Consider the following 11,819-nt stretch of genomic DNA (forward strand, 5'->3'; position numbering starts at 1 on the left):
TAGGAGCGGGCCATGCCTGCGAATCGCTCGGCGCCGTGCCTTGCGGGTTTGCAAGCAAGCTCGCTCCTTTGACGAGCAAGAAAAAGCCCGGCGAATGCCGGGCTTTTTCGTTATTGCGCGGGCTGCGCCGGCGGTGGGGCTTCGAAGCCACCGTCTGCCGGTGCGGCTGGAGCCTGTTGCGGTTGAGGTGCATCCGGGCCGGTCGGCGCTTCGTCTTCCATGCCGGGCGGCGGGGCGGAGGCTGGCTTGGCGTTGAGCGGGGTCACCTTGATCAGCATGCCCAGGCTCGGGTGGTCGAGGTAGGTCAGCACGCTGTTCTTCAGGCTGGCTTCCTGGACCATGTGCTGGCTGGCGGCGAGCAGGCCATCCTGGCCGAACTGGTTGATCCAGAAGTCGGTCTGGGTATTCACGAAACGCTGCTGGCTGAGGGTGACGGTGCCTTCCACCGGGAAGTGGCCATCACGCTGGGCGCCTTCGGTCAGGGAAATCTTCACCGGGTTGGCATCGATTTCCTGGCGCCACGCCTTGTGCATCAGCACCTGGAAACCTTCGTTCTGCTTGAGCTTGGCCACCTGGGCGTCCATCGCGGTGGGGCGCGAGCTGTCCGGGCCCGGCGGTTGCGCGCCCTTGGCCCAGTCGTCGGGTGCGGGGCGGCTGGCGAACACGGCGTCGCCGGACTGCTGGAAGAGGATCAGCTCCACCTGGTAGGGCTCGGCGAAGGCGGCTGGCGACAGAAGCGCCAGCGACAGCAGCAAGGGTTGGAACAGGCGCATGCACAGGGTCCTTAATGAGTCTGTGGCGTGAGGCGCTCGAGCAGCGCTTCCAGCGTGTTGAACCGTTCTTCCGGGCGCTCCATGGGCACCTGGAACTTGAAGAGGGTGGCCCCTTCGAATTTGTACCGATTGGGCTGGCTCTGGATCATCTTGATCAGCACCAGCGGGTCGACGCAGGTATCGGCGGCGAATTCTACCCGTCCGCCCTGTGGGCCGGCATCTACCTTCACGATCCCGAGCTTTTCTGCCTGCAGTTTCAGCAAAGTCAGACGGATCAGGTTCTTCGCCGGGTCAGGCAGCAGGCCGAAGCGGTCGATCATTTCCACCTGCAGCTCGCGCAGGCCGTCCTCGTCGGCGGCGTTGGCGATGCGCTTGTAGAGGATCAGGCGGGCGTGGACGTCCGGCAGGTAATCCTCGGGGATCAGCGCCGGTACGCGCAGGTTGATGTCCGGACCGCCGCCCAGCGGTTGTTCGAGATTCGGCTGCTCGCCCTTGCGGATGGCCTTCACCGCGCGTTCGAGCATTTCCATGTAGAGGGTGAAACCCACCGCCTGGATCTGTCCGCTCTGGCCGTCGCCGAGCAGCTCGCCGGCGCCGCGGATTTCCAGGTCGTGGGTCGCCAGCACGAAGCCGGCGCCCAGGTCCTGGGCATTGGCGATGGCTTCCAGGCGCTTCTCGGCGTCCGGGGTCATCTGCTTGCGCGGCGGGGTGAGCAGGTAGGCATAGGCCTGGTGGTGGCTGCGGCCGACGCGTCCGCGCAGCTGGTGCAGCTGGGCCAGGCCGAACTTGTCGGCGCGCTCGATGAGGATGGTGTTGGCGCTGGGCACGTCGATGCCGGTCTCGATGATGGTCGAGGCCACCAGCACGTTGAAGCGCTTGTGGTAGAAGTCGCTCATCACCCGTTCCAGGTCGCGCTCGTTCATCTGTCCGTGGCCGATGCCGATGCGCGCCTCGGGAACCAGCTCCGCCAGGTCGCGGGCGCACTTCTCGATGGTCTTCACTTCGTTGTGCAGGAAGTACACCTGGCCGCCGCGCAGCAGTTCGCGCAGCAGGGCTTCCTTGATTACCGACTTTTGCTCTTCCATGACGAAGGTTCGCACGGACAGGCGGCGCGCTGGCGGCGTGGCGATGATCGACAGGTCGCGCATGCCGGCTACCGCCATGTTGAGCGTGCGGGGGATCGGCGTGGCAGTGAGAGTGAGGATGTCCACCTCGCTGCGCAGGGCCTTGAGCTGCTCCTTCTGGCGCACGCCGAAGCGGTGTTCTTCGTCGATGATGACCAGGCCGAGGTTCTTGAACTTCACATCGTCCTGCAGCAGTTTGTGGGTGCCGATGACGATGTCGACCTTGCCTTCTGCCAGCTGCGCCACGGCGCCTTCGACTTCCTTGGCGGACTTGAAGCGGCTCATGACCTCCACGCTCACCGGCCAGTCGGCGAAGCGGTCGCGGAAGCTGTTGTAGTGCTGCTGGGCGAGGAGGGTGGTCGGCACCAGCACGGCGACCTGCTTGCCGCTGTGCACCGCGACGAAGGCCGCGCGCATGGCCACCTCGGTCTTGCCGAAGCCCACGTCGCCGCAGACCAGGCGGTCCATCGGCTTGTCGGCGAGCATGTCGGCCACCACGGCTTCGATGGCGGTCTGCTGGTCCGGGGTTTCCTCGAAGGGGAAACCGGCGGAGAAGGTGGCGTAGTCGACCTGCGGGTCCTTGAACGCATAGCCCTTGCGTGCGGCGCGGCGGGCATAAATGTCGAGCAGTTCGGCGGCAACGTCGCGTACCTGTTCGGCGGCCTTGCGCTTGGCCTTCTGCCAGGTTTCCGAACCCAGTTTGTGCAGCGGCGCCAGGGCGTCGTCGCTGCCGGTGTAGCGGGCGATCAGGTGCAGGTTGGCCACCGGCACGTAGAGCTTGGCTTCGTCGGCGTACTGCAGGGCGAGGAATTCGGCGTTCTGACCGTCGATCTCCAGGGTAATCAGGCCCATGTAACGGCCGACGCCGTGGTCGATGTGCACCACCGGCGCGCCTTCGCGCAGCTCGGTAAGGTTCTTGATGACGTTCTCGCCGCCGTCGCGGGTCTTCTCGCGGCGCCGGCGCTGCATGACGCGCTGGCCGAACAGCGGGCTCTCAGCCACCAGGGCGATGCCCGGCCGGCCCTTGTCGGCGTCCAGCAGCAGGCCTTCGTCCATCGGTGCGATGGTGATCGCCAGACGATCCTGATGCGCCAGGAAACCCGGCCAGCCCTCGACTTCCACCGGGCGCAGCTTCAGCCGCGCCAGCAATTCCAGCAGCACCTCGCGGCGGCCGGCGGACTCGGCGGTAAAGAGGATGCGGCCGTCGAACTGCTCGATGAACTGGCGCAGGCGCGCCAGCGGCTCGGTGGCCTTGGCCTCGATGGCCAGTTCCGGCAGCGCTTGCGCGGGGAAGCGCTCGCGGCCGACGCCGCTCTCGATCGGCTCGGGGCTGACCACCACCCGCGGCCAGCTCTTCAGGCGGGCGAAGCAGTCCTCTACCGGCAGGAACACTTCAGCCGGCGGCAACAGGGGGCGTTCCGGGTCGTAGCGGCGGTCTTCATAGCGGTTGCGCACGTCGGTCCAGAACTGCTCGGCGGCGCCCTCGATGCCCGGCAGGGAGAACACCTGGGTGTCCTGTGGCAGGTAGTCGAACAGCGTCGAAGTCTCGCCATCTTCGAAGAACAGCGGGATGTAGTACTCGATGCCGGCGGGTGTCAGGCCGCTGGCGAGGTCCTGATAGATCGGGCAGCGGCGGTAGTCGACGTCGAAACGCTCGCGGAAGCGGCCACGGAAGCCGGTCACCGCTTCCTTGCGCAGCGGGAACTCGCGCGCCGGCAGCAGGCGGATGCTCTCCACCTTGTCGATGGAGCGCTGGGTTTCCGGGTCGAAGGTGCGCAGCGTCTCGATTTCGTCATCGAACAGGTCGATGCGGTAGGGCAGCTCGCTGCCCATCGGGAACAGGTCGATCAGCGCGCCGCGCACGGCGAACTCACCGTGTTCGTAGACAGTGTCCACGCAGCGGTAGCCGGCAGCCTCGAAGCGGCTGCGCATCTGCTCGACGTCGAGTTTCTGGCCGACATCCAGCACCAGGCTGCTGCCGAGCAGGAACTTGGCCGGCGCCAGGCGGTGCAGGGCGGTGGTGATCGGCACCACGAGCACGCCGCGGCGCAGTTCGGGCAACTGATAGAGCGTAGCGACGCGCTGGGAAATGATGTCCTGGTGTGGCGAGAACACGTCGTAGGGCAGGGTTTCCCAGTCCGGCAGCTGCAGCACCGGCAGGTCCGGCGCGAAGAAGCGCAGCTCCTGCTCCAGGCGCTCGGCGCTCTGGCTGTCGGCGGTCAGCAACAGGGTGAAACGTTTCGCCGGCCCGGCCGCTTCAGCGATGGCCAGGCTCAGGGCGGCCCCGGGGAGGTTGCCCCAGGATTGTTTGCCGGCTGCGGTCGGCAATGTAGGGATACGCAATACGGACACGGGCAGTCTTGGCTCCGGTCGAGGAATTTGACCGGTCGGATTGTAACTATCCCGATTGACGGATGTCAGTCATACGACCGCTGCGGATTGCCGACGATTGCTCACGCCGTCATAATGTAGCCCCTTTTTTCTTCTCCTACATGTGGAAGGTATTGCCCGTGACCCAGAAGCCCGACCAGTGTCTCGGTGAGTGGATCGATCGTGAAGCCCTCGCGGAAGCCATGATTCCGCTGATCGGTCAGCTGTACCGTAACAACAACGTGGTGACCTCGATCTACGGCCGTGGCCTGATCAACCGTTCGGTGATCGCGATCCTCAAAGCGCACCGTTTCGCCCGTCACCGCCTGGCTGAAGAAGGCGGGCTGTCGGTTCACGACACTTTCCCGATCCTCAAGGCGATGAGCGAGCTCAAGCTGGGCGCAGCTTCGGTAGACCTGGGCAAGATGGTTGCCAAGTTCAAGACCGAAGGTAACGGCCGCAGCATCGAGCAGTTCACCAAGGACGAGCTGGCCGACGTGGTCGGCAAGCAGAACGGCGGCGCCCGCGAAGGCACCGACGTGGTCCTGTACGGCTTCGGTCGTATCGGCCGCCTGCTGGCCCGAATCCTCATCGAGAAGACCGGTGGTGGCGACGGCCTGCGCCTGCGCGCCATCGTCGTCCGCAAGGGCGCCGAGAACGATCTGGTCAAGCGCGCCAGCCTGCTGCGTCGTGACTCCGTGCATGGTCCGTTCGACGGCACCATCACCATCGATGAAGAAAACAACACCATCACCGCCAACGGCAACCTGATCCAGGTGATCTACTCCAACGACCCGGCGTCGATCGACTACACCCAGTACGGCATCAAGAAAGCCCTGCTGGTCGACAACACCGGCAAGTGGCGCGATGCCGAAGGCCTGGGCCAGCACCTGAAGTGCCCGGGTATCGACCGCGTGATCCTGACCGCTCCGGGCAAGGGTGCGCTGAAGAACGTCGTTCACGGCATCAACCATGGCGACATCACCGCTGACGACAAGATCGTTTCCGCCGCTTCCTGCACCACCAACGCCATCGTGCCGGTGCTCAAGGCTGTGAACGACCAGTACGGCATCGTCAACGGCCACGTCGAAACCGTTCACTCGTTCACCAACGACCAGAACCTGATCGACAACTTCCACAAGGGCAGCCGTCGTGGCCGCGCCGCGCCGCTGAACATGGTGATCACCGAGACTGGCGCCGCTACCGCTGCCGCCAAGGCTCTGCCGGTCCTGAAGGGCAAGCTGACCGGCAACGCCATCCGCGTTCCGACGCCGAACGTCTCCATGGCCATCCTCAACCTGAACCTGGAAAAGGCCACCAACCGCGAAGAGATCAACGAGTACCTGCGCCAGATGGCCATGCACTCGGACCTGCAGAAGCAGATCGACTTCGTGTCGTCCCAGGAAGTGGTTTCCACCGACTTCGTCGGTTCCCGCCATGCGGGCGTCGTCGATGCCGAGGCGACCATCGCCAACGACAACCGCGTCGTCCTGTACGTGTGGTACGACAACGAGTTCGGCTACAGCTGCCAGGTCGTCCGCGTGATGGAAGACATGGCTGGCGTGAACCCGCCGGCTTTCCCGCGCTGATTCAGGCGGTGTAGATAAACGGGAGCTCTCGGGCTCCCGTTTTTCGTTAGTGGCACCCCCATAACCATCAATAAAATCTGCCAATTCCCGAACCTGGAAAGACTTCAAATGGATGGACAACATCTGCATGAAGGCGAGCTGAAGCGCGGTCTGAAGAACCGCCACATCCAGCTGATCGCCCTCGGCGGCGCCATCGGTACCGGCCTGTTCCTGGGCTCTGCCGGCGTGCTGCAATCCGCCGGCCCGTCGATGATCCTCGGCTACGCCATCGGCGGCTTCATCGCCTTCCTGATCATGCGCCAACTCGGCGAGATGATCGTCGAGGAGCCCGTTGCCGGCTCCTTCAGCCACTTCGCGCACAAGTACTGGGGCGGTTTCGCCGGCTTCATGTCCGGCTGGAACTACTGGGTGCTGTATATCCTGGTGGGCATGTCGGAGCTGACCGCGGTCGGCAAGTACATCCAGTTCTGGTGGCCGGACTTCCCGACCTGGGCGACGGCCGCGGTGTTCTTCGTCTTGATCAACGCCATCAACCTGTTCAACGTGAAGGCCTTCGGCGAGACCGAGTTCTGGTTCGCGATCATCAAGGTTGTCGCCATCATCGGCATGATCCTGCTCGGCGTCTGGCTGCTGGCCAGCGGCAACGGTGGTCCGCAGGCCTCGGTGAGCAACCTGTGGGCCCACGGCGGCTTCTTCCCCAATGGCTGGAAGGGCCTGGTGATGGTCCTGGCGATCATCATGTTCTCCTTCGGTGGACTGGAGCTGGTCGGTATCACCGCCGCCGAAGCCTCCGAGCCGAAAAAGGTCATTCCCAAGGCGATCAACCAGGTCATCTACCGGATCCTGATCTTCTACATCGGCGCCCTGGCCGTGCTGCTCTCGCTGTACCCCTGGGATGCCCTGCTGCAGAGCATCAACAGCGCCGGCGATCCCTACAGCGGCAGCCCGTTCGTCAAGGTCTTCTCGCTGCTGGGCAGCGAGTACGCGGCGCACATCCTGAACTTCGTGGTGCTTACCGCCGCGCTGTCGGTCTACAACAGCTGCGTGTACTGCAACAGCCGCATGCTCTTCGGCCTGGCCGAGCAGGGCGATGCCCCGCGCGCCTTCGCCAAGGTCGATGATCGCGGCGTACCGCTGCTGGCCATCGGCGTCTCGGCCTTCATCACCCTGGCCTGTGTCGTGGTCAACTACGTGATCCCGCACCAGGCGCTGGAGTTGCTGATGTCGCTGGTGGTCGCCGCGCTGGTGATCAACTGGGCGATGATCAGCCTGGCCCACATGAAGTTCCGCAAGGCCATGGTGGCCAAGGGTGTGCAGCCGTTCTTCCGAGCGCTGTGGTACCCCTACGGCAACTGGCTGTGCCTGGCCTTCGTGGTGTTCATCCTCGGCATCATGCTGCAGATCCCGGGCATCGACGTGTCGGTGTACGCGATCCCGGTGTGGATCGTGCTGATGGGTGTGTGCTACCTGTTCAAGCGCAAGTCCCCGGGCCAGGCCAGCGCCTGATCCAGTTGAGAAACGGGAGCTTCGGCTCCCGTTTTCTTTTGGTAATGGACCTTTGCCAGGGCGGCAACAGTGGCGCCCGGTGCTTGCGGTAGAATGCCGGCGCCGCGCCCCCGGCGGCTGATGGAGATGACCTTGTCCCGTGCAAGCCTGTTGATCGTACTGGTTCTGGCAGCCCTGAGTGGCTGCGGGCAATCCGTCGAGCGCTTCGGCGGGCCGACCATGGGCAGCAGCTACACGGTGCAGTTCGTGCCGACCGGAAAGTCGCCGGACGCAGCCAGGCTCAAGGCCGAGGTCGACACGATCCTGGCGAGCCTGGACGAGCAGTTCTCCACCTACCGCGACGACTCCGTGGTGTCCCGCTTCAACGCCTTGCCAGCCGGTACCTGCATGGCCTTGCCGGCGGACATGCTGACGCTCTGGCGCTACGGCGAACAGCTTTCGCAACAGAGCGGCGGCGCCTTCGATCTCACCGTCGAGCCGCTGATGAACCTCTGGGGCTTCGGCCCGCAGTCGCGCAGCGAGAAGGTGCCCGATGCCGCCGCGCTAGCGCATGAACGCACCCGCGTCGGCCATCAGCATCTGGGTCTGAACGGCGATCAGCTGTGCAAGGACGTCGATGCGCAACTGGACTTTGACAGCCTCGTCGCCGGCTATGCGGTGGATCAGGTCAGTGCGCGTCTTGCAGAGCTGGGCCTGGCGGATTACCTGGTGGAAATCACCGGCGAGCTCAAGGCCGTGGGCCGCAAGCCCGATGGCACGCCGTGGCGCATTGCCCTGGAAGTGCCCAGCGGCGAGCGCGAGCGGCAGGTGGAGCGCTCGGTGGCGCTGGATGGCATCGGCCTGTCCACCTCCGGCGACTACCGCAACTATTTCGAGGAGGGTGGGCAACGCTATTCGCACACCTTCGACCCGCGCACCGGCACGCCGGTCCGGCATGCGCTGGCGGCGGTCACCGTGGCGGAAGCCCAGGCTCTGCGCGCCGATGGCCTGTCGACCCTGCTGATGGTGCTGGGGCCGGAGGAGGGCTATACCTTTGCCGAGCACAATGGGCTGGCGGCCTTCTTCATCGTGCGTCAGGGCGAGGGCTTCGTGACCCGCGCGACGACGCGCTTCGAAGCGCTGTTTCCGTCGCCTGAATGAAAGCTTCGGCGGGCATGATGGCGGCCCGCAGGCTGGCAACGGCATGTAGTGGCGGCAAAATTCGCCTACCTGCCGACCAACCGCTAATGTGCAGCCTTTTGCCGCAGGGCTAAGCTGCGCCAATGATTTCGATCCGCCTCGGCGCATGTGGTGCCGAGGTTTTGCCGGGAGCGCCAAGCGAGCGCCCCGGCCTGTTCTGAAGGAGTACGCATGGCTGTCTACAACTACGACGTGGTGATTCTCGGCACGGGCCCGGCAGGCGAGGGGGCGGCGATGAACGCCTCCAAGTACGGGCGCAAGCTGGCGGTGGTGGACAGCCGTCGCGTGGTCGGCGGCAACTGCACGCACCTGGGCACCATCCCGTCCAAGGCGCTGCGTCACTCGGTGAAGCAGATCATCGAGTTCAACACCAACCCGATGTTCCGCCAGATCGGCGAGCCGCGCTGGTTCTCCTTCCCGGACGTGCTGAAAAGCGCCGAGCGGGTAATCTCCAAGCAGGTCTCCTCGCGCACCGGCTACTACGCGCGCAACCGCATCGACATGTTCAACGGCACCGCCAGTTTCGTCGACGAGCGCACCGTTGAAGTCGTGACCCCCAGCGGCGCCGTCGAGCGCCTGGTGGCCGACCAGTTCGTCATCGCCACCGGCTCGCGCCCGTATCGTCCGTCGGACATCAACTTCAATCACCCGCGCGTCTACGACAGCGACACCATCCTGTCCCTGAGCCACACCCCGCGCCGCCTGATCATCTACGGAGCCGGTGTGATCGGCTGCGAGTACGCTTCGATCTTCAGCGGCCTGGGCGTGCTGGTGGACCTGATCGACACTCGTGACCAACTGCTGAGCTTCCTCGACGACGAAATCTCCGATGCGCTGAGCTACCACCTGCGCAACAACAACGTGCTGATCCGTCACAATGAGGATTACGAGCGCGTGGAAGGCCTGGACAATGGGGTGATCCTGCACCTGAAGTCGGGCAAGAAGATCAAGGCGGACGCCTTGCTGTGGTGCAACGGCCGCACCGGCAACACTGACCGCCTGGGCCTTGAGAACATCGGCATCAAGGTCAACAGCCGCGGGCAGATCGAGACGGACGAGAACTACCGCACCTCGGTATCGAACATCTATGCCGCCGGTGACGTGATCGGCTGGCCGAGCCTGGCCAGCGCCGCCTACGACCAGGGTCGTTCGGCTGCCGGCAACATCGTCGAGCACGATGGCTGGCGCTTCGTGAACGACGTGCCGACCGGTATCTACACCATTCCGGAGATCAGCTCGATCGGCAAGAACGAGCAGGAGCTGACCGTGGCGAAGATTCCTTATGAAGTGGGCAAGGCCTTCTTCAAGGGTATGGCGCGCGCGCAGATCTCCAACGAGCCGGTGGGCATGCTGAAGATCCTGTTCCACCGCGACACCCTGGAAATCCTCGGTGTGCACTGCTTCGGCGACCAGGCCTCGGAGATCGTCCACATCGGCCAGGCGATCATGAACCAGCCGGGCGAACTGAACACCCTGAAGTACTTCGTCAACACCACCTTCAACTATCCGACCATGGCCGAAGCCTACCGCGTAGCGGCGTTCGACGGCCTGAACCGGATTTTTTGAAGTACCCCGACCGGCGGCCTGAGCCGGTCGGGGGGAACCTGCTCAGCGATTCCCGATCGTGGCAGTGGCCAAACCGGGAAAGTCTGTGATCAGGCTATCCACGCCAAAATCAGCGAGCCGGCGCATCAGCGCCGGCTCGTTGACCGTCCACACCGACACATGCAGCCCCTGCTTCTGCGCTTTCAGCAAGCGCTCCGGGGTGCACAGCATCCAGTTCAGCGCCAGCAGATCACAGCCGTAGTGCGCGGCGACCTTCAGCGGGTCGAGCCAGGCGTATTCGGCCACCAGCCCGCGTGACAGCTCCGGCGCCAGTTCCTCCAGTGCGCGCAGTACCGTGCGCGAACTCGAGGTCACGGTGATCCGGTCGCGCAGGCCGAAACGGCCTACCAGCTGGTGGATCGCCTGAACCGTGCGGCCAGCCCGATCCTTCGATGCGCTTTTCACTTCCAGCTGCCAGTGCTCGAACTCGCAGCGCTCGAACAGCTCCGCCAGGCGCGGGATGGGGCAGGGGCGCACCCAGCCCGGACCGCCGACGCGGGCGTCCATGGTCACCAGATCCTCCGCCAGTTGCTCGGAGACCTTGCCGCGTCGGCCGGTGGTGCGCTTGAGCGTCGGGTCGTGGATCACCATCAGCTCGCCGTCGCGGGACAGGTGCAGGTCCAGTTCGCAGCGCTTCACGCCATGTTCCAGACAGCGCTGGAAGCTGTTCAGGGTGTTTTCCGGTGCTTCGCCTTTGGCGCCGCGATGGCCATAGATCAGAGTCACTGGGGCTCCTTGGGAGTCGGTGAAAGGTCCTTGAGGGTTTGCGAGCGGTGCTGGCGGACGGCATCGACCACCACGCCGCTCTCGAAATAGACGCTGAATTCGCGGTAGTCCCAGCGTGAGATGGGCGGCTTGCCCACCGCCGGGTGCTCCTCGTCCGGCAGGCCGAAGCGTTCCAGCACGGCCTTCTGGCTCTCGCCACGGGCCGGCAGCACGATGTGCGGGTCGCCCTGGCTGCCCACGGGTATCTCGATGGTATCCGCCAGCAGTGGCAGCGGGGTGACAAGGCTCAACAGGAGCAGCAGATGGCGCATGGATATCCCTGGGTTCATTCTTCGCGGGCCTTGGCCTGCCGGCGTTCCAATGCCTGGCGCTGGAGGATGTGGCGGGCCAGCAACTGGCGCGGGGCGTCGCCGAGCATCTCGAACTCGGTGCCGATCTCGTAGTCGCCCTCGGGCTGCTGCTGGCAATGGGTGACCTTGGCGCGCAGCAGCAGGCCCAGGCCGTGGGGGAGCAGGACGATCTTCAGCGCCAGATCCTGGCCGACCGGCAGTGGCTGGGCGTCGCGGAAATTGATGCCGCCTTCGGACAGCGTGACCTTGCGCGCCGGGCCGATCTCGCTGAGCAGGCTCTGGGTCAGGGCCTGGGCGATCAGGTCGATGCGCTTGTTCATCACCTTCAGGTAACTGGCCAACGGGCGATCTCGCTCGTTGATATGGCGCAGCAGGTGCTGCGACTCGAAGTCGGTCAGGTGCAGGTCGCTAAGCAGGTTGAACAGCGCGGAATCATCCTGAAGCACTTCTCCCGACTGGATTTCGTCCTCGCGCAGCGGGCGAAATTCCAATGCGAGCGTGTCTTCAATACGATAGTATTCGCGGCGGTCATCCGCGTCTGGAGTGGACATGGCGAACCCACGGCAGCAGTGATGGTCTGAGTGTAAAGCCGCCTGC

The 11,819-nt window shown here is 64.6% G+C and carries 9 protein-coding genes; 4 read left to right on the forward strand and 5 right to left on the reverse strand.

Annotated elements, in window-relative coordinates; genetic code table 11:
* Positions 1-110 precede the first annotated feature (110 nt).
* Positions 111-773 carry a CsiV family protein gene (locus IB256_RS05645; protein ID WP_192401589.1) on the reverse strand — a complete coding sequence of 221 codons (663 nt, stop codon included), beginning with the start codon at positions 771-773 and terminating at the stop codon, positions 111-113.
* A gap of 11 nt (positions 774-784) precedes the next feature.
* Positions 785-4,249 (reverse strand): transcription-repair coupling factor, encoded by a 3,465-nt coding sequence (gene mfd, locus IB256_RS05650; protein WP_192401591.1) that lies wholly within the window; start codon positions 4,247-4,249, stop codon positions 785-787.
* Between the two features lie 140 nt (positions 4,250-4,389).
* Here mfd and IB256_RS05655 point away from each other — a divergent pair, with 140 nt between their 5' ends.
* The 4 genes from IB256_RS05655 to sthA all read left to right on the forward strand — a co-directional run bounded on the left by IB256_RS05655 (position 4,390) and on the right by sthA (position 10,107).
* The gene (locus IB256_RS05655; RefSeq protein ID WP_081519453.1) at positions 4,390-5,856 is read left to right on the forward strand and encodes a glyceraldehyde-3-phosphate dehydrogenase; all 1,467 of its coding nucleotides are present in this window, start codon (positions 4,390-4,392) and stop codon (positions 5,854-5,856) included.
* A 108-nt stretch (positions 5,857-5,964) separates the two neighbouring features.
* The gene (locus IB256_RS05660; protein ID WP_192290748.1) at positions 5,965-7,362 is read left to right on the forward strand and encodes an amino acid permease; all 1,398 of its coding nucleotides are present in this window, start codon (positions 5,965-5,967) and stop codon (positions 7,360-7,362) included.
* A gap of 126 nt (positions 7,363-7,488) precedes the next feature.
* Positions 7,489-8,502 carry an FAD:protein FMN transferase gene (locus tag IB256_RS05665; protein ID WP_192401593.1) on the forward strand — a complete coding sequence of 338 codons (1,014 nt, stop codon included), beginning with the start codon at positions 7,489-7,491 and terminating at the stop codon, positions 8,500-8,502.
* A 210-nt stretch (positions 8,503-8,712) separates the two neighbouring features.
* The gene (gene sthA / locus IB256_RS05670) at positions 8,713-10,107 is read left to right on the forward strand and encodes a Si-specific NAD(P)(+) transhydrogenase (protein WP_017519271.1); all 1,395 of its coding nucleotides are present in this window, start codon (positions 8,713-8,715) and stop codon (positions 10,105-10,107) included.
* 42 nt (positions 10,108-10,149) lie between these two features.
* On the opposite strand, the gene IB256_RS05675 is transcribed toward sthA, so the two are convergent.
* From IB256_RS05675 to IB256_RS05685, 3 genes are read right to left on the reverse strand one after another with little or no spacing between them, the layout of a single operon-like run.
* Positions 10,150-10,872, reverse strand: a complete 723-nt coding sequence (locus IB256_RS05675; protein ID WP_192290743.1) for a glycerophosphodiester phosphodiesterase — start codon at positions 10,870-10,872, stop codon at positions 10,150-10,152.
* Positions 10,869-11,183, reverse strand: coding sequence for a phosphodiesterase (locus IB256_RS05680; RefSeq protein WP_192290741.1), 315 nt, complete (start codon positions 11,181-11,183; stop codon positions 10,869-10,871). Before IB256_RS05680 ends, IB256_RS05675 begins: the two co-directional genes overlap by 4 nt.
* 14 nt (positions 11,184-11,197) lie before the next feature.
* Complete coding sequence (locus IB256_RS05685; RefSeq protein ID WP_192290739.1) at positions 11,198-11,773, reverse strand: PilZ domain-containing protein; 576 nt, start codon at positions 11,771-11,773, stop codon at positions 11,198-11,200.
* Between the last annotated feature and the right edge of the window lie 46 nt (positions 11,774-11,819).

The organism is Pseudomonas sp. PDM17, assembly GCF_014851985.1.
Taxonomy (GTDB): domain Bacteria; phylum Pseudomonadota; class Gammaproteobacteria; order Pseudomonadales; family Pseudomonadaceae; genus Pseudomonas.